The sequence below is a fragment of the Hungatella hathewayi WAL-18680 genome (genome assembly GCF_000235505.1).
GTDB lineage: Bacteria > Bacillota > Clostridia > Lachnospirales > Lachnospiraceae > Hungatella_A > Hungatella_A hathewayi_A.
Window position 1 is genome coordinate 985,007 of record NZ_JH379027.1, and the last position, 23,376, is coordinate 1,008,382.

General features: G+C 51.1%; 19 protein-coding genes. 16 read left to right on the forward strand and 3 right to left on the reverse strand.

Translation table 11 applies throughout. The features are described 5' to 3' along the window. Window positions 1-31: 31 nt before the first annotated feature. From HMPREF9473_RS04465 to HMPREF9473_RS04495, 7 genes are all read left to right on the forward strand, one after another. Window positions 32-6,337, forward strand: coding sequence for a hypothetical protein (locus HMPREF9473_RS04465; RefSeq protein WP_034857950.1), 6,306 nt, complete (start codon window positions 32-34; stop codon window positions 6,335-6,337). Between the two features lie 16 nt (window positions 6,338-6,353). Next, entirely contained in the window at window positions 6,354-7,001 is a 648-nt protein-coding gene (locus tag HMPREF9473_RS04470) for a hypothetical protein (protein ID WP_006778876.1), read from the forward strand. Then, complete coding sequence (locus tag HMPREF9473_RS25980) at window positions 6,998-7,543, forward strand: hypothetical protein (protein WP_006778877.1); 546 nt, start codon at window positions 6,998-7,000, stop codon at window positions 7,541-7,543. Before HMPREF9473_RS04470 ends, HMPREF9473_RS25980 begins: the two co-directional genes overlap by 4 nt. 49 nt (window positions 7,544-7,592) lie before the next feature. After that, on the forward strand, window positions 7,593-8,189 hold the full coding sequence (locus HMPREF9473_RS25985) for a hypothetical protein (RefSeq protein ID WP_006778878.1): 597 nt from the start codon (window positions 7,593-7,595) through the stop codon (window positions 8,187-8,189). A gap of 16 nt (window positions 8,190-8,205) precedes the next feature. Beyond that, on the forward strand, window positions 8,206-8,919 hold the full coding sequence (locus HMPREF9473_RS04485; RefSeq protein WP_006778879.1) for a hypothetical protein: 714 nt from the start codon (window positions 8,206-8,208) through the stop codon (window positions 8,917-8,919). A gap of 71 nt (window positions 8,920-8,990) precedes the next feature. Next, window positions 8,991-9,659 (forward strand): hypothetical protein, encoded by a 669-nt coding sequence (locus HMPREF9473_RS04490; protein WP_006778880.1) that lies wholly within the window; start codon window positions 8,991-8,993, stop codon window positions 9,657-9,659. A 34-nt stretch (window positions 9,660-9,693) separates the two neighbouring features. Further along, window positions 9,694-9,888: a helix-turn-helix domain-containing protein gene (locus HMPREF9473_RS04495; RefSeq protein WP_006778881.1), complete on the forward strand. Its 195-nt coding sequence runs from the start codon at window positions 9,694-9,696 to the stop codon at window positions 9,886-9,888. A 113-nt stretch (window positions 9,889-10,001) separates the two neighbouring features. Here HMPREF9473_RS04495 and HMPREF9473_RS04500 read toward each other — a convergent pair whose 3' ends face one another. From HMPREF9473_RS04500 to HMPREF9473_RS04510, 3 genes are all read right to left on the reverse strand, one after another. Next, entirely contained in the window at window positions 10,002-11,528 is a 1,527-nt protein-coding gene (locus HMPREF9473_RS04500) for a hypothetical protein (protein WP_006778882.1), read from the reverse strand. A gap of 133 nt (window positions 11,529-11,661) precedes the next feature. Then, complete coding sequence (locus tag HMPREF9473_RS04505; RefSeq protein WP_006778883.1) at window positions 11,662-12,813, reverse strand: M23 family metallopeptidase; 1,152 nt, start codon at window positions 12,811-12,813, stop codon at window positions 11,662-11,664. Between the two features lie 142 nt (window positions 12,814-12,955). After that, complete coding sequence (locus tag HMPREF9473_RS04510; RefSeq protein WP_006778884.1) at window positions 12,956-13,762, reverse strand: MBL fold metallo-hydrolase; 807 nt, start codon at window positions 13,760-13,762, stop codon at window positions 12,956-12,958. Window positions 13,763-13,861: 99 nt separating this feature from the next. Here HMPREF9473_RS04510 and HMPREF9473_RS04515 point away from each other — a divergent pair, with 99 nt between their 5' ends. The 9 genes from HMPREF9473_RS04515 to HMPREF9473_RS04555 all read left to right on the forward strand — a co-directional run bounded on the left by HMPREF9473_RS04515 (window position 13,862) and on the right by HMPREF9473_RS04555 (window position 23,345). Then, window positions 13,862-15,799: a fructose-bisphosphatase class III gene (locus HMPREF9473_RS04515; RefSeq protein WP_006778885.1), complete on the forward strand. Its 1,938-nt coding sequence runs from the start codon at window positions 13,862-13,864 to the stop codon at window positions 15,797-15,799. 134 nt (window positions 15,800-15,933) lie between these two features. Continuing rightward, the gene (locus HMPREF9473_RS04520; RefSeq protein ID WP_006778886.1) at window positions 15,934-16,434 is read left to right on the forward strand and encodes a DUF1700 domain-containing protein; all 501 of its coding nucleotides are present in this window, start codon (window positions 15,934-15,936) and stop codon (window positions 16,432-16,434) included. Between the two features lie 171 nt (window positions 16,435-16,605). Continuing rightward, window positions 16,606-17,316 carry a C40 family peptidase gene (locus HMPREF9473_RS04525; protein ID WP_006778887.1) on the forward strand — a complete coding sequence of 237 codons (711 nt, stop codon included), beginning with the start codon at window positions 16,606-16,608 and terminating at the stop codon, window positions 17,314-17,316. Between the two features lie 221 nt (window positions 17,317-17,537). Beyond that, window positions 17,538-18,284 (forward strand): C40 family peptidase, encoded by a 747-nt coding sequence (locus tag HMPREF9473_RS04530; RefSeq protein ID WP_006778888.1) that lies wholly within the window; start codon window positions 17,538-17,540, stop codon window positions 18,282-18,284. A 237-nt stretch (window positions 18,285-18,521) separates the two neighbouring features. Further along, window positions 18,522-19,622 (forward strand): ABC transporter substrate-binding protein, encoded by a 1,101-nt coding sequence (locus HMPREF9473_RS04535; protein WP_006778889.1) that lies wholly within the window; start codon window positions 18,522-18,524, stop codon window positions 19,620-19,622. A gap of 60 nt (window positions 19,623-19,682) precedes the next feature. Beyond that, complete coding sequence (locus HMPREF9473_RS04540; RefSeq protein WP_006778890.1) at window positions 19,683-20,528, forward strand: ABC transporter permease; 846 nt, start codon at window positions 19,683-19,685, stop codon at window positions 20,526-20,528. Between the two features lies 1 nt (window position 20,529). Next, window positions 20,530-21,324, forward strand: a complete 795-nt coding sequence (locus tag HMPREF9473_RS04545) for an ABC transporter permease (protein ID WP_006778891.1) — start codon at window positions 20,530-20,532, stop codon at window positions 21,322-21,324. A 2-nt stretch (window positions 21,325-21,326) separates the two neighbouring features. Next, window positions 21,327-22,340, forward strand: a complete 1,014-nt coding sequence (locus HMPREF9473_RS04550) for an ABC transporter ATP-binding protein (protein ID WP_006778892.1) — start codon at window positions 21,327-21,329, stop codon at window positions 22,338-22,340. Window positions 22,341-22,358: 18 nt separating this feature from the next. Then, window positions 22,359-23,345 carry a PHP domain-containing protein gene (locus tag HMPREF9473_RS04555; RefSeq protein ID WP_006778893.1) on the forward strand — a complete coding sequence of 329 codons (987 nt, stop codon included), beginning with the start codon at window positions 22,359-22,361 and terminating at the stop codon, window positions 23,343-23,345. Window positions 23,346-23,376: the final 31 nt, after the last annotated feature.

A 23,376-nucleotide genomic window follows, 5' to 3' on the forward strand; every position in this document is an offset into this window, starting at 1 on the left:
CGAGCATGGGATAATTGCGGACTATTCCAAGGTGTCCGCCATTCCCCTGCTTCTTCCGGAAGGAGTTACCCTCAGCCGTGCGCTGGGAGATACAGCGGATTTACTGATTCTTCCGGGCGAGATTGAAGGTCAGGAGATTTTGTGGGAAGCAGGCGGCGACATAGCCATTGACGACAGCCACCAGGTTCTGGTGTCAGGAAAGACTGTGGGTCTTATATCAGCCGAGGCGGCTGAGGAAGAAGATACCACACAGGCGGAAGATATCACACAGGCGGAAGATACTGCACAGGCGGAAGATACGGAGCAGATATCATTTTCTCCCAGAGAACCTGTGCTGGTGCAGTCATCTTTGAATGATAATCAGGAATTCGAGGAGGATGTGCCACAGCCAGCGACATCAAATGGTAATTTAAAAGCGTCCATCGGCAGTATTTCCAAAACATTTTCCCTGTCAGGAAGCGAGGGGGAGATATCTGCCGGGGGTTACGCGGATTGGAACGCCGTGGGGAAAGCCGTACACGACGGAACACTGCCGATGCCGGAAACGGACACGGATGACGCCTATTTGTTAAGCCAGCCCTCTCATCTGGCATGGTTCATGTACATGGTAAATGAGGCAGGAGAGACCGGAATTCACGGAAAGCTGACAGCCGATATCAATATGGATGGAACGGCGGAAACTGATGTCTTCAACGTATTAAATACGGAGTGGCGCCCCATTGGAAATACGGAAGAACATGCATTTACCGGAGAATTTGATGGAGACGGACATACCATCAGCGCCATCAAAATAGAACGGGAGCAGACTTCGGGAAATGCCTACGGGCTGTTCGGTTACGCAAGAGATGCCCGCATTCAAAACCTGTATCTGAGCGGTACGGAAATACTGCTGGCCGGCACAAAACCGGTCTTGGCCGGAAGCCTGATTGGCCAGTCAGCCGGAAATACCGTGGTATTCAGAATTGGGGTGAAGAACAGCCGTATCCAGATCAGCAGCGCCGCCGGGGCCGTCCATGGCGGTGGAGTAGTTGGAAATCACGAAACGGGAGCCCTGGATTTCAGCGCCTGTTACGCCCGCGACACTGTCATTGAGTCGGAAGCGTCGGGAGATAATTGCGAGACGGCCGCCGGCCTGGTGACCGTGAACGGAACGGATGCTGGAGCCGCCGAAAGCTCTGTGAGAAGCGCCTATTTCACCGGGACAGCTTCCATCCTTGGAGGCGGGGCATCTCCACAGTCCGGCGCGGGAACCGTATGCCTGCGTGGCGGGACCGATACAATGGTTACCAACATTTACTATAACAGTATAGCCAGAAGCGCTCCGGAAGGAAGCCAGGCCGGGGAGGAATTGACGAGAGAACAGCTGACCGGAAAAGAGGGAACGTATCTGCTGAACGGTGAAAATGTGACCGGAGTGTGGGCTTATAGCGAAGGAGAACTGCCGGAGCTGTCTTTGTATGAGGCAAGGCTGACATTTTCCAACTGGATAGAAGTTGGCGAGGCCCTTGATAACGGGACACTTAGTACAGGAGCGAAACCATCAGGTGACGGTTCGGAAGCCCATCCTTATCAGATATCTACCCCTGAACAACTGGCGTGGTTTTCGTACCGGGTTTGGAAATTCAATGGCACGGACGGCGCAATCTGTGGAGATTTGACCAATGATATTGATTTGACAGGTGAGACATATGGAGGGACAACTGAAAACCCACTTGGCTGGATTCCGATTGGAAGAAACTGTGGAATAAATGTGGTAAGGCAGGAATATAAAGGAAAGTTTGGAGAAAATCATGAGAGAATCTACCGCATAAGCAATATGAACATTTATGGCACTAATTCCGTATCCAGATATGCTGGCCTGTTTGGAACTTGCAGTGGAGATGCGAGTATCAGGCGCATAGGTATTGAAAGTGGGAGTCTGATAGGATGTGTGATGGGCGGCATTGTAGGGGCAATAAAGGATAATGTAAAGGTGGAGGAATGTTACAATAAGGTATTCGTTAATTATATTTCGGATAATTATCACGATATAGGAGGCATAGTTGGAATGGCCTCTGGCAATTGTGTTATCAAAAACTGCTTTAGTTTGGGAGGAGTTGATGGCGGCTCAACCAGAGAGAGTTATGCAGGGGGAATTGTGGGTGCATCAAGTAAAAGTGTTCCAATTATTAATTGCTATTCTGGATTGGGAACATTGAGATGTTCGAATTCTCTAGGGGCAATTACGTCTAGTGCAGATGCGACGGTTCTTAATTGCTATTATGAAACAGGACTTGGAGGAACGGATAAAGCTGCTACCGGTGTTACCAAAACCCAGCTTCAGTCCTGGGCGGCGGCCTATGCGCTGAATGGCCAGAACATGGACGGCCTCTGGGTATTTACAGAAGGCAGCTATCCTGGCTTTGGTGAACTTGACCGCCCCAACGACTGGTCTGTGGTGGGCCAGGGACTGATCGATGGATTGATAACCTCCCCGTCCCTGCCAACAGGAGATGGAAATGCATCTTCACCGCTCCAGATAAGTTCAGCCGAACAGCTGGCAGTTTTGGCGGCAAGGGTGAATGCCGGGGAGACATCCCTCTATGCCGACCTGCTGATGGATATCAACCTGACTGGCGAGCGGTATAAGGGGAGCATAGGCAATCCCATCCGGTGGAAGCCGATCGGAATATCCTCCACGAACGTGTACCAAGGAGGGTTTAATGGAAAAGGAAACGCGATCGGTTACATGAAGGTGGAGGAGAACGGATATGCCGGCCTGTTTGGCTGTGCCGGAGGCGGAGCTGTCATCAGGGGATTAGGCCTTTATCCCAGCTGCAGTGTGACAGCAACCGGAACGTCTGGCGGAGAAGGAACCGGTGGATTGGTAGGAATGATGGTAAAGTGCAACGACGTTTCTCCACAGCTCAACATCTACAACTGCTATAACCGTGGTTCTGTCGCAGGCATGACAGGTAAGACAGGAGCTTTGGTCGGAAGCAGCACGACTACAAGTGGTTCCGCATACCGGATTGCAGGCTGTTACGCGGCCGGCTCTATCACTTCAAAAACAGGAACGCCAGGTGCGATTGCAGGAATGGGAGGGGTATCATCTACAAATATACAATACTGCTTTTGGAATAAAAACATAGCACCCGGATTAGCAGTGACAGGAGACGGTTTGGGAGAGGGGTTCGATTGCCGAGAAAAAAGTACGGCAGAAATGAATACCACAATAGCGGAGGAAAATTTGGGGATTCTTCACTATCTGAATTATAACGGTACAGATGATGGCCTGACATGGAAGAGAAGTGACCTGCGAAACGATGGCTACCCGGTGTTGGTATCCGGAGATGTCGCGGCGGTAACGTGGGCGGATGTAGGAGGGAAGGCAATTGCTCCCAGGTGTAAAGACCTGACATCCCCCGGAACCGCAGGCCAGGAGTCGAATCCATATCAGATTATGTCGGCGGAGGAGCTGGCGTGGTTTGCCCTCCAGGTGAATAACGGGAACCCGGAACTGTGTGCGGAGCTGAAAGCAGATATCAATCTGTTTGGAGGGTTGTACAGCGGATTTGCCTATGACACTGGGGACCCGGATATCATCAATAAGGCCTTGCAGTGGATGCCAATTGGCAGTGATGCGGATGGAAAACGGTATACAGGAACCTTCAACGGTAATGGATATACCGTTTCAGCCATGCTGGCAAAAGGTACGGAAAATCAGGGCCTGTTCGGCACCCTGGGTGATAATGCTGCCATCAAGAAAACCAGCATCTCCGACAGCCGGATCAAGGTGACAAACATGGGTGGCGGAGGAATTGCAGGATATGTGAATGGAACAGGAGTTAAGATAACGGAGTGTGGGAATAAAGGAAGTTTAAGCGGAACAGTCGGATATTTTGGAGGCTGTGTGGGGGTGTCGTCTGAGTCGGCAGAACTGATTCTGGATGGATGCTATAACATTGGGAACATCAGTGTACCGGGAGGAACAGTGGTAGGTGGAATTGTAGGTTTCGTATTGGGCGAAAATGGTGGTCATGGGACCATTCGAAACTGCATGAACATGGGTAAAGTAGAAGGGGATTCTATGATTGGTGGAATCGTCGGGGTTGCGAACACCGGGGGAATCACAGTAACCGGATGCTGGAATGCTGAAACTGTGACAGCAGCCGCAGGCAGTTCTTTGGCGGGTTCCATAATTGGTGTTTATTCAGGCAGTGCGGATGATGTCAGGGACTGTCTGATAGATGAAAATTATAATTACGGAAAAAGCTGGAATAATCCGGTGGTTAAAAAGGAAGCATTTGGAACCTGGGGAGCCGCCTGGCGGCTGAACGGAGGCAGTTTAAAGCAGACCACAGGCCTCTCCTGGACTTACGATAAGACGAGCCCCTATCCGGTCTTAAACACCACAGGCCTGCCATCCGCAGAAAGCTGGGAGCAGGTAGGGGAAGCGGTGGAATACGGCCTTATCAAAGACAAGGGTAAACCATCATCTGGAGATGGAAATGCATCCCCCTATCAGATAACAGCCCCGGAACAGCTGGCGTGGTTTGCCTACCAGGTCAATGTGCCAAAGGAGAGGGAAATCAAAGGGGTTCTTGTAAACGATATCGATATGAAAGCGGCGGAGGGAAGCTACATATCCGATGGGCGCCTGAACTGGATACCAATCGGAAAAGACCAGCTCCATATGTACCAGGGAACCTTTGAAAGTAAGGATTTATCCAATCCTGATGATACCCATAAGATATACCGGATTCAGAACCTGTATGCCAGCACAGAAGATGCCGCCGGATTATTCGGCTATGTGTGGAACGGAACAATTACCAGAATCGGATTAGCCAATGCACAGATAAGCGGAACGTCAGCCGGGGGAATTGTAGGAAGTCTTCTGGGGACGGCGGAGGCTGCCCAGTGCTACAACCGGAGTGAAAGCCCTGGAAGCGGGAGCGTGACAGCCAGTGACAGTGCCGGAGGAATCGCGGGACAGGTAAGTGGCGGGGTAGTCCGGGACTGTTATAACCAGGAAACTGTGATAAAGGGGACAGAAGCATCGTCCAGCGCCGGAGGAATTGCAGGGAGTGTGTTGGGAACGATACGAAACAGTTACAGCGCCTGCGGAACAGCTGGAAGTATTACGGCCGGCGGCAGCACCAGTGCCGCTGGAGCGGTAGCCGGATATCCTGACGGTGTAATGAGCCAGTGTTACAGTGATACCGGATGGAGTGGAGACGGCGTGTCGATGGCGGACAGCACGCATGTCAGCCGTCTGTATGCCACCGGGAATACGGAGCTGCAGAAGCAGACCGCCGAACTGAACACCGTAAACGGGACCCAGCAGATGAAGGAAAACCGAATCTGGTATACCAGTTTGGAATCAGAGGCAACAAAAGGTTGGCCGACACTGGAGCCGCCAGTAAAGATGCTGTCCCTGGGAACGGTGACGCCAGTGGACAACTCATCCGGAGCAGCCGGAGAGCAGTTATCCCTGGGCTCAGGAGTAACTATATCCGATGCAAAAGTACGCGATGTCCGCCAGGAAACCACCGGAACGCAGACGGTATCTCTGGCGGAGTGGAAGACTGAATACTATACCGGCTGGGGAACCACAAGCGCCAATGGAAAGATCGGTCTGTCCGGAGTGGGAGGCACATCCGCCATACTGAAGCCGGACCAGATGTCACTGGAGAATCCGGTGCAGGGACTTGGAACCATCAGCGGCCTGAAGGTATATATAGGAGCAGCATGCACGTATCCGACAGACAGAGACATCCTGGTGGAACTGTCTTCGGGAAGTGACCGTTATGAGATACGGTTTACTATCAAGGGAGTAACTGGCAAAAGTCTGGTAGTGGATTTGCCGCGTAGTGTGGCGATGGCAGATGAACTGATGCCGGATGGAACCGAGAAGACCGCATACAGCGTGGATACGGCCATCCAAAACAGCCAGAATTATCCCATGGAGGGAAAGATACTGAAAGCAGTGCCCATCAGTAAAACAGACATAGCCACCTACCAGGCTCTGAAACCAATCGCGAAAACGACGAATTATGGAAGCGGCCAGATTTATGAAGCTGGAGTCAGACTGGGAATCACGAATCCGAAGACGGGAACCGGAGTTATTAGTGGAGACCTTTACTATAATCCGGATGCAACAGGAGATACCAATCCCTGGATGACATGCCAGTTAAAAGCCGCCGGAGGGACTCTGCCATACCGGTATTTCCTGAAATACAAGGCAGACCCGTACTATGACAGCGGACATCCAAACTTTGGATACACCATCAGCTATCAGTTCGGGCTGATGGCGGATGATTACAGCGCTGCGGCCGGAGCCGTGGCATGGCAGTAGACGGGTGGCAGAACAGATGAGAGAACAGAAGAGAAATCAAGAAAGCCGGCCAGAAAAACGGAAAGAAAACCAGCCGGAAAGCCGGCAGATTGGGGACGGGCCAGTCTCCGCCCCGGCAGGAACGAAGACCAGCCATTCCAAGCACCGTCACCGCAGAAATTGGTGGATATCTGTGACAGCCGTGCTGCTGTTCATGATATTAGGCTTAGCCGCCGCTGTGTCCTGTTATGGGTTCCCCACACCCATCCAGGCCCAGCTTGATATCCGCCCGGAGAAGCATGCCAAAAAGGGGTCCCTGACATCAGGAGAACCAGGGGAATCAAAACCGGTGGAAGCCGGAAGCTTCCGGGTGATGCTCAACCAGCTGCCCACCATAGAGACAGGCAGCCAGGACTGCAACATCGAATACGAGAACCCGGAGGAAAACCATTACAGCTCCAGAATCAGTCTGTATCTGAAAGAAACCGGCAGATTGATAGGCGGCACCACCCGCGTGGACCCGGGATACTACGTGGAGAGCGTCTGGCTGAAAGAGAGTCTACCGCCCGGAGAATACCCGGTTACAGTCAGAATTGAATTGTTTGAGGACAAAACACCGGCTGGTGAGATGTCCATCGATATCACACTGCGGATGATAGAAAACCAGGGAGGAGAGACAGGATGAGCCACAAAAGAACACGCGTAACCCATATGAACCTGCTGGTCATCGGCCTGTCAGTCCTGTTCTGCCTGGCGGTGCTGGTGGCAGCCGGATACCTGGTATCCACCCGCACCCAGCCAGTCCAGGCTGCTGCGGAACCCGTTTCCCTGGCTGCTGAAGGCAACGTGAAAACAGGAACCTTGAACCAGGACCCGGAGAAACGCCAGGAGGAGTTAAACCAGGTGGTGGAGGAGGGCATGCTGGCCTTCTCCATCAACGCCACCCCGTTCATGAATAACGGGGCATCCACGGCCAACCTTCTGATAGAGAACCCGCCGGGCAATGGAAAGCGGTTCACGATCACTATCCAGAGAAATGACACGGAAGAAGTTATCTACCAGTCCGGCTACCTGGACCCGGAGCAGTACATCGATGATGTACCTCTGGACGTGGTGCTCCCCAAAGGGGAATACCCCTGCACGGCCTACTTTGACGCTTACCGGATCGAGGACAACGTCTACATCGGAAGAGCCGGAGCGGAGATTAAACTGTATGTCCTGGAGTAAGCCCGGATGCCGTCCGGGCACTGGGCAGAAAGCAGGGAGGTGAAAGGAAATGGAGATAGCGGAAGAAACACAAATCAGAGAGAGCCGGGGCAGCCGCAGAGGGGCCCCCGGCGGCAGAAACAGAAAAACGAATATCAAAGTGCTGGCTTTTCTCCTTCTGGCCGTCTGCTGTACGGCCGGAGCCGCTGCAGGCGTCTACCTGAGCCGCCAGAGGGCCGCCCCGGTATCCCAGCAGGGCCTGACCTACGAGGCAAACGTGGTCTCCGGTGATATCCCCGGAAAGACGAGGGAACAGCGCCAGAAAGAGCTGGACAGCGTAGTGGAGGAGGGCATGCTTGCTATGTCCATGAATGTAACGCCCTTCGGAAAAACCACCGGGGCGGACCGCTCCATCAACTGGATGATAGAAAATCCCTCCAACCAGGGAAAATTAATCCGCGTGGAAATCACCCGTGACGACACCGGGGAGAAGATATTTGAGACAGGAGCCATCCGTCCCGGAAACTATCTGGAGTCCGGCCCGTTGCTCGCACCTCTTCCCGCCGGGGAATACGACTGCACCGCCGTCTTCCTGGCATACCAGGAAGAAACCGAGGCCCTGATGGGACAGGCCGCCGTCAAAATCAAACTGGTCTTACGGGAATGAAAGGAGGGAAACGCTTATGAACAAGAATAGGAAACAGAACCATAGAACATCCGGTATGTCAGACACTGCCGGGATCTCCGGAAACTCCATAATCGCCGGAATCCGGGCCATTCTTCTTGCGTTTGTCCTCTGCACCGCACAGACCGGTCCAGTTTTGGCAGAGGCAGAGATGGGCGATGTCACCTTCCCCATCCAGGATTCCAGTGCGGCGCAGGACTCCGTCCTGACTGGCAACATCAACGTGGAACTGTTATCCATCGCCCTTCCGGCCGGCGGCCTGGAGTTCACCGTGGACACATTAAGGGAATTCAGCCTGGACAATCCCGGCGGCCAGTTTGAGGACATGGACCTGCCAATCATGAACCGCTCCAAAGTTCCCATCCAGGTAGAAGTCTCCCAGGTGGCAGAGGTGACAAAAGGAGACCTGCATTTCGAGGATAAATTCTCCGACCAGGAGAAACAGTCCTTCCAGCTGGTAGACCAGATATCCAAGGTAGGCCCCATGGGAACAGCCATCCTGGTGCTGGGAGTCTCCGGCCAGACATACAGTACTGCCCAGGAATTCGAACGGCAGGCATTCCTTCCAGGAAGAACCGGCAGCATTTACATCACGGAAATCCCGGCGGAGGAGACCGTACACCTGAAACTGTACGGAAAAGTGGCCCCAGATTTCTACGGACAGTACCAGTTCACCGTCCGTCCCACATTAAAAATCAGCGCAGCCAGATAACAGGAACCGCCGGCTGGTTGATATAAAGCAGCAAAGCATCAAAAAGAAAAAGGAGTAGGAGGATTCACACAATGAAAAGAGGAAAAAGAGCAGCAGCGGTGGTCTTAGCCATCGGAATGGCAGTGACGGGAAGCATGGCATCCTTTGCAGCCAATGACAAAGATCTGGTAGAAGGAAACTATGGAGGCGTAACCGATGGTAAGGCAGATTCCGTCTTAACAGGAACCATCAAGATTACTAACATCCAGGTGAAGGTGCCGATAGCGGCCAGCTTCGACATCGACCCCAACGTAACCGTGGCAGCCGATGTAGCAGTCACAACCAGCAACAACCAGATCATAGCCCAGGCCAGCAATTACACCATAACCAACACATCCAAGGTCCCGCTGGTAGTGAGCATCACAGGCGTAAAAACAAAGACCGGCTCCAATGAAAACACGCCGACCCTTGTCAATAAAATGGACGACCTTACCGGAAAAAATGTGATGTTTGCCATTTGCAAAAGCGGGGACAGCATCAAGTATCCATCCGCAGCCACGGACAGCAGCAGAAAATGGATGACGACAACGACCGTCACCACCGACTCCCCCTATCAGGTAGCATCCACCGCGGGAGACAATACCCTGGCACCGGAAGGCACATTAAACATGACCCTGTACGGAGCCACCGGAGCCGGCTGGAAAAACGGAGACAGCTTCCAGGTCATCCCGACCTTCACCATTGCACTGCAGAGTTCATAAGACTTAAAAATCAAACAACAAGGAGGAAACCCATATGGCAACAAGAATCCCATGCACCCCATTCGGCAAAAAGATGAAAATCGCAATGGTAGAGCAGGACATCCCCCAGCAGGAGCTGGCGAAACGTCTTGGCATCGCCAACTCCACCGTCAGCGACATCATTTATGGCCGCAACCAGTGTGAGCGCACCAAAGAACGCATAGCTGAAACACTTGGAATTAAAGGGTAAGATGAATAATGTATTATAAAAGCTAACCAATCTAACCATAACGATAGACAAGAATGGTTAGATTGGTTAGAATCTTACAAATAGGATGCAATTAAATAAAAGAAAGAGTTTTATTAATCACTATCGGAGTAGTCAACAAAATCATTTTCAATATCATCAAAGGCACCATCGCTTAGTTTGGTGACTGGCTTTGGACGTTCGGGTGGTATATAATTTAAAACCATATTTTGTTCATTTGCTAACGCAAGAGAGGCACTTACAATAGGTGTTTCTGCAAGCTGGTTTAATAATATTTCTAACTCAGTATCATAACTGGTGCTGATATCAGGGAGTGATATAGATACTTTTGGCAAAGGGTCTGCAGGGGGTGCCTTATATTGCATATTAGATTTAGAAACATCAAGAGCAGCATTATAGGTAAAAAGTCCTGCTCCAGTTCTAAATTCAATAGGAGTAGATGCTTGGGAGAGTATAGAAGTTAGTAATTCGTCCATTTGCCGTAAAGTTTCATTGGTCTTTTTCTTGGATATGAGGCCATATTCAGGAGGTTTATAATAACTGGTAGATGTTCCTATTCTCTGTATCAGGTATAAGCTCTTAAGCCTTGTATATATATTTAGGGCCCAAGAAGAAGTATCATAGAGAATAGAATCGCAGTTAAATATAGGCCATCCTGCCATGCGTATATTGAATGATTTAAATTGTTTAATTAATTCGTTAAGTGTTATTCTTAATTCGGAGAGAGTACTTTGGGGTATCCAATTAATGTTAATATTATTACAGTGTTTAGTTATTGGTTCTTCATCAAAGGTACGTATTAGATTTAAACCTATTTGAAGTGTATTCACCCAATAGAGCGCTAATTTTGAATCCTGCGATGTAACTGTGTCGTCATCACGACAAAGGGTTCGATAAATAGGAATACCAGAATCTGTGGGAGTAACAAAGACCGTATTGGAAGAACCTAATATTGTTATAGGGAACTTCATCTTTTGTACGATTGCGGAAGCTGTCTCTTGGATGAGATTACCTGTACTACACCCTAAAAGTATCAATCGTCCATGCCAAGGGTGTGCTTGGCTAAATCTATTTATATCGAGAAGAAGACAGATTAATTCAGCCAGCATAGATGGTGTGTATGATTGCATAGAATTAACCTCATGTACATCATCCGAAATCTGCCCATCAAATGTACCATGTCCTTCCAGTACAATATCTTCATGTTCTGTTATGCTCCTACGCAGTGATTCCGTAATGATTTTACTTTGGCTTAAACGTTCTTGAAAAGCAAGCGATGTTTCTGTGGTATTCAAAGAACTGTCTGACCATATCTTTTGAAGCTCTTCAGGTGCAGCCCTAATATCAGCTTCAGGAATAGCTGAGACAGGAATTTTTCTTATTACTTGAAAAAATTTAAAATCTTCCGGATTACTGTTTAAACTGAGCCGAAAAAATTGAGCAACAGGTTCCTGCTGTTGATGAGCGGGATGAGATACGAATGTTTGGGTATCCGGGCTAAAAGGACGTAAATTCAAATGAATTTGAGTTCCTGACATGGAATGGAGAGGTTTTGGGGAAGAATTAGAAGTTTGTTTACCGGGATGGATTTTTGCTTTATTTTCTTTGATATAACTTTCCATTAAAAACTCCTTCTCTATATAAAATATGGTAGTTTCATTATAACTTAACTACATATTTAGTAGTTTAAAGATTTATTAAAATATGAAAAAGGCATCTGCGATGGTGTTTATCACAGATGCCAATAAGGGAAGGTTATTGATACCGCTGCTCCACCGCCCCGCCAGGCACCGCCGGGTCCTTCATCTGGTATACCCGGTAGTATTCCTTGGTCTCCTGGTTTTTGATGGTTTCGGAGCGGTTCATGGCGAGGAACTTGGTCAGTTCGTAGCAGTTGACCCAGATTTCGTTGTTGCCTTCCTTCTGGGACTCGTCGAAGATGAGTTGGAGGCCGAAATGAAGGTGGGGCTCGTCGATGTTGTTGGTGTTTTCGGTGCGGCTGTATCCGGTGCGGCCCAGGTAGCCGATGACGTCGCCGGCCTGGACGACACTGCCTTCCTGGAGGGTCTTGTGGTAGGGGTAATTCTTTCGCAGGTGGGCGTAGTAGTAATAGCGCTTGCCGTCAAAGCTGCGGATGCCCAGCCGCCAGCCGCCGTACTGGTTCCAGCCGATGGCTTCCACGTAGCCGGACTCCACGGCGATGACGGGGGTTCCCACCTGGCCCATCATGTCGTGGCCCAGGTGCTGGCGTTTGAAGCCGTAGCTTCTGGCGACGCCGAAATCGTCAAAGTCGCTGTATGGGTAATTCTTCGCAATGGGGGAGAAACCCTTTAACCCGTATTTGGTTACCCAGACGCAGCCGTCGCTGACAGATGTAGACGTATCAGGGGATTCCCCTGCGGCCTGCTCCAGCACCCAGGCCGGCGCTTCCGTGGCCGGAATTTCCATCTGGTAAGTGCCCACCAGACCGCCCAGGACGGCCGTGTAGGCTTCCAGGTAGTAGGAGTAATATTTCATGTCGGCTGTGATATCGTCCATGGATTCCCCCGCCAGCAGCCGGTCCGCGATGGCGGCCATATCTTTGGAACTGTATTTGGAGAAATCCCCTCCGTATCTGGCGCCCAGGTAGGCCAGCAGGGAGATCCAATCCAGATGAATGTCGGACTGGACGGTGTCGACGTCATAGCGGAACGCCTGTTTCATGGCCTCGCTGGTGACGTCGAAATCGACCCATTTGATATATTTTTTCTCGGCGTCAGCCGGACTGGCGCTGACGGCCCCGGTGATGGTTTTCTCCACATGGTTGAGAGCCGGGGAGAGGCGGGGGGCCAGGGTGACCAGGAGCGTCAGAAGAACGGTGGATTCCAGTGCGATGACAGCGATATTTGTTTTTGGAGAGAAACGCATGGCAGTTTCCTTTCACTTGGGATTGTAGACGGGTGGATAACGAATAATATCTACGTAAAAGATATGCCGGAATGGATAGAAATATGAAAAAACCAGCCATCAGGCGGACGACCGTGTCTGCCAGGTGGCTGGTTTGTCTGTGTCAAAGTTCCAGAATCTCCCCGTCATAGGGAATAAAAAGGTTACCGTGATAGTACTGCGTTCCCTCGGCCATGTAGGTCTCCTTCCTGGTATCCAGGGATTTGTCCTCCGTGTGCCACAGGACCAGATTGGGAATGTGAAGTTCCTCCGCCAGCTGGCAGGCGTCCTTCACGGTGCTGTGGTGCTTCTCGTAGGGATTGAACCGCTCCCTGTCCCCGTAGAGGCAGAAGGCCTCGTGAAGCAGCCAGTCGCTTCCCGCCACAAATTTCTCACACAGCGGATTGTAGGGCTCGTCTCCCGCGCAGGTGAGCCGGCGGCCCTGCTCCAGCGTCATGGTGAAGCCAAACTGCTTTGCCTTGGTGGAATGGATATCGAAAAATGTCACCGGCCAGTTTAATATCTGCCTTGTCTCCCCGTCCTTCACCGCCACCAGATGGATGGTGTCCCCGATGGCCTTGAAAAATTTGGGCTGCAGCGTCAGCCGGCAGACGGTAGTCACCGTCTCCACCAAATCCTCATGACAGTAGATATAGAGATTTCCGTCATAAAGTTCCTTTTTCATCAGAACGGAAATCATCCGGACCAGCCAGACGATGCCAAGCAGATGGTCCGTGTGCTCGTGGGTGAGGAAAATGTGATGGATGCGTTTCATATCGACGTTCATGTCCTCCAAAATCCGCAGAATTCCGTTCCCTCCCCCCGTATCCACCATGAAATATTCTCCGTCGGAATTTTTGATGGCAAAACAGGTGTTGTAGCACCGGGTGACGATGGCATTTCCGGTTCCGAATACGTATAGCTGCTCCATGAGCGCCCCTCCTTTTGCATGTCATCTTAAACTTTTCATTTCGTTGTATTTATGTTACTATATCAGTAAGAAAAATGCAACTGGCGGGAGGAAACGTGTATGAGAGAACTGGCGTATCTGAAACTGTTATCCAGAGAATACCCCACGATAAAAGCTGCTTCCAGCGAGATTATCAACCTGACTGCGATCAGAGGACTTCCAAAGGGAACCGAGTATTTTTTCAGCGATTTGCACGGGGAGCACGAGGCATTTATCCATCTGCTGCGGAGCTCTTCCGGTATTATCAGAGAGAAGATCAAAGAGACCTTCGGCTACATTATCCCGGAGGAGGAGCAGGTGGAACTGGCCAATCTCATCTACTACCCGGACCAGGTGTTAAACCAGATTGGGGCGTCCGGCAAGGACACGGACGACTGGAAGCGGATTAATATTTACCGCCTGGTGCAAATCTGCAAGGAGGTGTCTTCCAAATATACCCGCTCCAAGGTGAGGAAGAAACTGCCGCCGGAATTTGCCTATATTATCGATGAGTTGATACATGTGGATTACAATGCGGACAATAAGCGAGTGTATTACAGCGAGATTATCCGCTCGATTATTGATATTGATGTGGCGGACAAGTTTATCATTGCGCTGTGCGAGCTGATACAGAATCTGACGGTTGACAACCTGCATATTATCGGGGACATTTTCGACAGGGGACCCAGGGCGGATTTGATTATGAATGAACTGATGCATTTTCATGACGTGGACGTGCAGTGGGGGAACCATGATATCTCCTGGATGGGCGCGGCCACCGGGAATCTGGCCTGCATCTGCAATGTGCTGCGGATTGCCATCAGCTACAACAGTTTTGACGTGCTGGAGGACGGTTACGGGATTAATTTGAGGCCGCTTTCCATGTTTGCGGCCAGTACATACCGGGATGACGAGTGCGCCAGATTCGTGCCCCATATCCTGGACCAGAATATCTATGACGCGGTGGACCCTGGGCTGGCGGCGAAGATGCACAAGGCTATTGCGGTGATTCAGCTGAAGGTGGAGGGGCAGATTATCAAACGCCATCCGGAATACAGGATGGACGACAGGCTTTTGCTGGAGCAGGTGGATGGGAAGAAGGGGACCGTGTGCATTGGGGGGAAAGAATACCCTATGCTGGATATGAAATTCCCCACCATCGACTGGGAGGACCCGTTGAAGCTCAGTGAGGACGAGGTGGAGCTGCTGCATACGCTGAGTTTGTCCTTCCGGCACAGTGACTTGCTGCACAAGCATGTGAAGTTTCTGTACTCCCATGGGGCTTTGTATAAGTCTTATAATAAGAACTTACTGTATCACGGCTGCATTCCTATGAAGAAGGATGGCAGTTTTGATACGATGGTGTTTAACGGGGTATCCTACTCCGGAAAGAGCCTGATGGATTTTGTGGACAGGATGATTCAGAATGCCTATTTCCTGAAGGGGGAGTCCAAGGAGAAGGAGGACGCCAGAGATTTTATGTGGTATCTGTGGTGTGGGGAGAAGTCGCCGGTTTATGGCAAGGATAAGATGACCACGTTTGAGCATTATTTTGTGGCGGACGCGGCGACCCACAAGGAGACCATGAATCCCTATTATCAGCTGAGTGTGAAGGAAGAGTACTGCGACAAGATTCTGGAGGAGTTCGGACTGCCGACCAAGGGAGCCCATATTATCAACGGGCATGTGCCGGTGAAGATTAAGGATGGGGAAACGCCGGTGAAGGCGGGAGGTAAGCTCTATATCATCGACGGCGGACTGTCCAAGGCATACCAGAGCAAGACCGGGATTGCCGGGTACACCTTGATTTACAATTCCAACCATCTGGCCCTGGCGGAGCACAAGCCGTTTACACCGGGGAAGGAAAATACGCCGAAGGTGACCATCGTGGAGAAGATGAAGAACCGGGTGATGGTTGGTGATACGGATTTGGGGAAAGAGCTGGCCGGGCGGATTGAGGATTTGAAGGAGTTAGTGGCGGCTTACCGGGAAGGTGTTATTAAAGAGAAGATGGTATAGTTTCTTAACATTCATAGAATTATAAAAAATGCATAAAAAGTTAAGAATTATTTTATGACGGATTTATTTACCAAATTGCGGAATAATGGTACAATAGGCCAATACATTGATTGTACGTCGCAGAGGAGAATTTCATGAATAAAGAAGAGTTCTTAAGACGCTTAAGACAGGCACTGGCGGGAGATGTGCCTCCGGGTGTGATTGAGGAGAATATCAGATATTACGACAGTTATATCTCAGGAGAGGTGAGAAAGGGTCAGTCGGAGGAGGAGGTCATTGCGGCCATCGGAGACCCGCGGCTGATTGCGAAAACCATCGAGGAGACCACGGAGGGCGCCGGCGAGGGAAGCTATACGGACGCGGATGACAGAAGCGGCTACGGCTCTTATGAGAGAAATCCCTACGAGAAAAACACCTACGAGCGGAACCCATATGAGACCAACCGAAGTTTTCACATGATAGATTTGAACAAATGGTACTGGAAGCTGCTGGCGGTCGTGCTGGTATTTTCCATCATATCCCTTATCATCACCGTGGTGGGAGGCATCTTCACGCTGCTTGCCCCACTCATCGGCCCCCTGTTTTTAATCTGGATGGTGGTATGGATTTTCCGGATGTTCAACAATCGAAGATGACAAATATTGCAAATGTTACAGCCCTTAAGCCGGCAGTTTTTGGCATAAGGGCTGTTTTTCTTGACTTCGCAACGAAAAAGTAATATAATTCGTAATAGATTTAACAAATTTGTAACAAATAAATGCGAAATGTATTATGATAATATTACATAGTGTTAGGAGTTCAAACAAATGCTGAAAACAATATTAAAAGCGATGGCCGCCTTCTGTGTGTGCGGTTTTTTCCTGGGCGCCGCGCCTGATACCAGTTATGGAGCCGTGAAGGAATCGACCTGTGTCGGTGTGGAGACCAGTTCCTCCTACCTGGTGAAAATAGACGCCCCAAGCGCCAGAATCTACACCGGGAAGAGCACCAGCGCCGCCGTGGCTGACACCGTGCAGAGGGGCCAGACCTACGATGTGATATCCTATCAGAACGGATGGGTGAAGATCAATACCGGCAAATCGGAAGGCTATTTAAAGACAGCCGGCCAGGCCACCGTGGTGGAAACCGCCAGGGAAAAAGTGGATGAGGCGGCGGCCGTGAGAGCCCAGGTTGTGGATTTTGCCCTTCAATTTGTGGGAAATCCCTATGTTTATGGTGGTACGGACCCCAATACGGGGGCTGACTGCTCCGGATTTACCTCCTATGTCCTGCGGCATGCAGCAGGGGTATCCCTAAGCCACAGCTCCGTAGCCCAGGCGGGAGAGGGAAGAGTTGTATCCGAGGAGGAGATGAAACAGGGGGATTTGGTGTTTTACAGCAACGGTTTCCGCATCAATCACGTAGCCATTTATGCCGGAAACGGCCAGGTGGTCCACGCCTCCACCAATAAGACCGGCATCAAGACGTCCCCATGGAATTACCGGACGCCGGTGAAGATTGTCCGTGTGTTACCATAAAAATGAATGAAAATAAATGGAAATGAATGGAGTTCTGTCTCGACAGGACTCCTCTTTTTTTGACAAAATAGCACCCGTTTTCTGGTGCTTGCCGGGGGCTTTTGAGATTTTTTAGAGAAAGGGGTTGACTATTAGGGAGATGTGGACTATAATACGATTTGTAACAAAATTTAACATTTTCGTAATACTTACGACAAAGACGTAATGTTAGGAGCAAACAGATGAATCTAAAAAAATCAGTTTACGGTATCGCAACTTTTGCCGCTTGCGGCATGTTCGTATTTGCCAGTCCCATGGAGGCAAAGGCATCAACAGCACTTGCAGGTCCAGGAATGGAAGGCGGCTCTTACGTAGCTACCGTAAATGCATCCACAGTTAATATAAATGCATCACAGAACAGCGACGTAGTGATTGCCCAGGCAACACAGGGCATGAGCTTTAATGTATTGGAAGATATGGGAGACGGATGGCTGAAGATTAAAGTCGGAAGCGCGGAAGGATTTATCCCATTCGACGAAAGTATCAGCCTTCAGGAAGAGATGGAGGCAAGTGATGACGAGGCCAGCCTTACCGTCAACATGAACGGTTTGGAAGTGACCACGGAGCAGAGACAGAATCTGGTAAACTACGCATTACAGTTTGTCGGTGGAAGATATAAATATGGCGGCAGCGACCCTCACTCAGGAGTTGACTGTTCCGGATTTACCCGTTACGTCATGGCAAATGGCGCAGGCGTGGCGATGAACCGCTCGTCAACGGCTCAGTCTACACAGGGCGTATCCATCGCGCTGGAGCAGATCAGACCTGGCGATTTGATTTTCTATGGTAATGGAAGCAGAATCAACCATGTGGCCATGTACATTGGCAATGGTCAGATTGTACATGCCTCCACCTATAAGACAGGGATTAAGGTTTCCGACTGGCTGTATCGTTCGCCAGTAAAAGTTGTCAACGTGCTTGGCGACTAATCTTCGGAAACTTTATAGATAAAGGATAAACAGGATATACAAGGATAAGAGACCCCGGCGGCGCAGAAAGATGCGCCGCCGGGGTTTCGCTTTGTCTTGATAAATTTTCCTAATTTTAACATGTTCCCCTTTTTGGATTTTACATTGCTCCGTTAAGATAAAGAAAGTCCGGGTGCCCGGAAGGCGAATCGGGTGTCTGGGCGGTCTTGGAGTCAGGAAAGAAAAAGGAGAATGTTTATGAAGAAATCATGTGTGAGTGTGTTACTGGCTATGAGTATGGCGGCTGCGCTGCTGTCAGGATGTGCCAAATCTGCCGCGGCAGAAAATGTGGATTACAACAGCAAGGGATGGGACGCTATCGTGGCGGATGCCAAAAAGGAGGGCAAGGTCAATTCCGTGGGAATGCCGGATACCTGGGCCAACTGGATTGGGACCTGGCAGGGAATTAACGATGAGTACGGCATTGCCCATGAGGATTTGGATATGAGCTCCTCCGAGGAGATTGCACTGTTCAAGGAGGAGGGCAAGGACGGAACCAAGGATATCGGCGACGTGGGACAGCAGTGGGGGCCGGTGGCGGAGTCCGAGGGGGTGACATTAAAATATAAGACCTCCTACTGGGACGATATCCCGTCCTGGGCGAAGGATGATGACGGTGACTGGATTGTGTGCTATGTAGGCACCATCTCCATCATTACCAACAACGCGCTGGTGGACAAGGCGCCCCAGAGCTTCCAGGATATTCTGGAGGGAGATTACAAGGTGACCATCGGCGACGTTTCCGCGGCGTCCCAGGCCCAGCATGCGATTCTGGCGACGGCTTATGCCATGGGCGGCGATATGGACAACTTACAGCCGGCCTACGACTTCTGGAGTACTCTGGCGAAAGAGGGGAGAATTGACACCGGCGACACCAGCACGGCGAGAATTGAGTCCGGCGAGATTGCGGTGGGACTGTTCTGGGATTACAACGCGTTAAATTACCGCGACAATGCCGTTTCCAACAATCCCAATGCCTCCTTTACGGTGTGTGTGCCGTCCGACGGCAGTGTGCAGAGCGGCTACGCTTCCATCATCAATGTGAACGCGCCGAACCCCAACGCGGCCTGCCTGGCGAGAGAGTATATCTTAAGCGACCAGGGGCAGATTAACCTGGCTATCGGTTACGCCACACCTATCCGCAGCAACGTGGTGATTCCGGCGGAGGTACAGGCTAAGAGAATCGACCAGAGCCAGTACGCAAGCGCCCACGCCATCGAGGATTTCGACAAGTGGACCAACGTCTGCCAGGATATCATTACATACTGGGAAGAGAACATCATTCCGGCGATTAAATAAACATCAGGAAAGCAGGGGCGGGCATGTGAACAACATGCCTGTTCCATTCGGGTAAACGATATGAACATAAAGAAACAGACGTGGAAGAACTGCCTGGTTCTTCTGCCTTTTGCAATTGTGGTGTGTCTCTATGAGCTGCTTCCGTTACTTCAGCTGGCGCTAAACAGCTTTCACGATGAGAACACCGGCGCATGGTCTTTGAGCAATTATGGGAAAATATTCTCGACCCCTCTCTATCAGGCTTCGATTGTGAACAGCATCCGCATCAGCCTGATATCCGCCCTGGTTGGCATCTGTGTGGCGTTTATCGCGGCGAAATCCTACCACGACGCGGGGGAGAAGTTCCAGAACTTTTTTACCATGGTGCTGAATATGACCTCCAACTTCTCCGGCGTGCCGCTGACCTTCGGGTTTATGATACTGCTGGGAAATACGGGCGTGCTGACATTGGTGGCCCAGAAGCTGGGATTTCTGCAGGACTTTAATCTGTACAGCGGAAATGGTCTGACGCTCATCTATATTTATTTCCAGATACCGCTGGCGACGCTGCTACTGATTCCGGCATTTCTGGGGATTAAGAAGGAGTGGCGGGAGGCGGCCATTCTGCTCCACTGCGGCTCCCTGCGGTACTGGTTCCTGATAGGGATTCCAAACCTGCTGACAAGTCTGTTAGGCACCCTCAGCGTGCTGTTTTCCAACGCCCTGGCGGCCTATGCCACGGCTTACGCGCTGCTGCTTTCCAACTACGCGCTGCTGCCGCTCCAGATTTCCTCCAAATTCAAGGGGGACGTGCGGATTAACAAGGAACTGGGCGGCGCGTTGTCGGTGGTGATGATATGTCTGATGGTGGCAGCGACGCTGGTTAACAACTATCTGACGAAGAAACATGCGAAGGGGGCGGCTTAGAGTGAAAAAATCAAAGAGACTTCCGCAGCTGCTGATTATTCTGATTTCCATCTATTTGCTGATACCTTTTGTGGTGACGTTTATCTACTCTCTGTCCACGGAGTGGGTGGGAATCATCCCGTCGGGATTTACGGTGAAGAACTATGTGGAGCTGTTTCAGGATATGGATTTCTGGCTCAGCGTGGGCCGGACCCTGGTTATCTGTGTGGTGTCGGTGTCCATCTCCATCGCACTGCTGCTGGGCGTCATGTTCGTGGTCACCATGTATGCGCCCTGGCTTGGAAAATACATTCAGTTCATCTGCATGATACCCTACGCGCTTCAGGGCGTGATTTTGTCCATCAGTATCGTCTCCCTCTTTTCAGGAACGGGGACCTTTCTGTCCAACCGGATGATGATGCTGTTCGGGGCGTACAGCATTATGGTGCTGCCCTACATTTATCAGGGAATCCGGAACAATCTAAATGCCATCAACAGCAAAATGCTGGTGGATGCGGCCCAGATGCTGGGAGCCGGCAGACTCTACGCCTTCTTCCGGGTGGTGATTCCCAACATCATGCCGGGGGTGATTGTCTCGTCCCTGCTGGCGGTCAGCATTGTGTTCGGTGACTTCGTGCTGGCCAACAATATCGCGGGGAACAATTACCAGAATATTCAGGTGTATCTGTATGTTAATATGACGAAGTCCAGCAGCAAGGCCAGCGCCATTGTGGTGCTTATCTTTGTGGTGGTGTTTGGAATTACAGGCACTGTGTTATGGCTTCAGAACAAAGGGAAGAAAGTGGCAGGTAGATAAACATGGCATATATTGAGTTTCGAAATATTACAAAAATGTTCGGCGACAACCGGGTGCTGGATGAGATCACTATGGAAGTGCAAAAGGGCGATTTAGTGACCCTTCTGGGGCCGTCGGGCTGTGGGAAGAGCACGCTGCTCCGCTGTCTGTCGGGGCTGGAATCAGTGACGGAGGGACAGATATTCCTGGACGGGGAAGATATCACGGAGACGCCGCCCAGCCAGAGAAATGTGGGCATGGTGTTCCAGCAGTACAGTCTGTTTCCCAACATGACGGTGGAGCAGAACATTGCCTTCGGCCTGAAAATGAAGAAGGCCGCGCCGGAGTTGATTGACGAGAAGGTGCGCGGCGCTATCCGCATGGTGGAGCTGGAAGGGAAGGAGAAATCATACCCGGCCAATCTGTCCGGCGGCCAGCAGCAGAGAGTGGCCCTGGCGAGAAGCATTGTCATGGAGCCCAAGGTGCTGCTTCTGGATGAGCCCTTAAGCGCCATCGATGCAAAGCTGCGCAAATCCCTCCAGTCCAGCATCCGGCAGATACATAAGGAGCTGGGGCTGACCACCATTTTCGTGACCCATGACCAGGATGAGGCCATGGTGATGTCGGATGTGATTCAACTGTTCCACGCGGGTAAGATTGAGCAGTCGGGAAGCCCGATTGCCATGTACACGGAGCCCAAAACCAAGTTTGCGGCCGGGTTTATCGGTAATTATAATATTCTGACCGCCAGCGAGTTCATCCGGGTGACGGGAAAGCCCTATGAGGCGTCCGAGGACGTGGCCATCCGGCCGGAGACCATCAGCGTGTCCAGGACGGTGAAGGATGTGGCCAACGCCTATCATTTTGAGGGCATTATCAAAAACAATACCCCGCGGGGAAATGTTCTCCGGTATGACATTGATGTCAACGGGGTCATGTTAAAAGCGGATGTGCTGTTTCGCAGCTTCCAGCTTTATGAAAATGGCAGCAGGGTGCAGCTGGCGGTGGAAAACCACAACTGCCTGGCGCTGAAATAAGGGCAGGAGGAGAAGCGTTTGAAACGGAATATAGAAGGATTTAAAGGAAGAGGGAACTGGTACAAGGGTAATCTGCACAGCCACACGGTGAATTCCGACGGGAAGCTGACGCCGGCGGAGTCGGTGAAGCTGTTCCAGGACAACGGGTATCATTTCCTGTGCCTCAGCGAGCATGATTTATACACAGATTACCGCAAGGAGTTTGACAGTCCGGAATTTATCATCCTGCCGGGATTGGAGGCGTCGGCGGTGCTGTTCGAGAAGGAAGACGGTATCCACAGAAAAAAGGTGCATCACATCCACGGGATATTGGGGACGGAACTGATGCAGCAAAAGGCGGTGAAACCGCTGTTTCGCCATATGGAACGGCTGGAAGTGCCGGTGTATTACGGGGAGTGGGATGGGGCCGCCGTGGCCCAGCAGCTGGCGGATGAGCTGGCGGCCAGGGGCTGCATCACCACCTACAATCACCCGGTCTGGTCCAGAGTGGAGGAGCGGGAGTTTGTGGATACCGACGGCATTTTCGGACTGGAAATCTTTAATTATAATACGGTAAATGAAAGCGGGACCGGATATGACACGGCCCACTGGGATGTGATGCTTCGAAAGGGCAGGCGGATTCACGGGTTCGCCTCGGACGACAATCACAACGAGGGACTGTTCGACGATGCTTGCGGCGGCTATGTGTGGGTGAAGGCGGATGGCCTGACTCACGACAACATTATCAGCGCGCTGGTGGAGGGCAATTATTATTCCTCCTCAGGCCCCGAGATATACGACTGGGGCATCCGGGAGGGGGTAGTCTATGTGGACTGCAGTCCGGTGAACCGGGTCAATGTGATTGCCGGCGGGTATGTCAACGGGGGAAGAACAGTGATGTGCGGCAGCCTTCAGGAGACCATGACACGGGCGGAGTATCCGTTAAACGGGGACGAGACCTATGTCCGCGTGGAGTGTGTGGACGCCAGTGGAAGAACGGCATGGAGCAACGCCATATTTTTATAATTGGAAATGCATAAGAAAGTGAAAAGCCTGA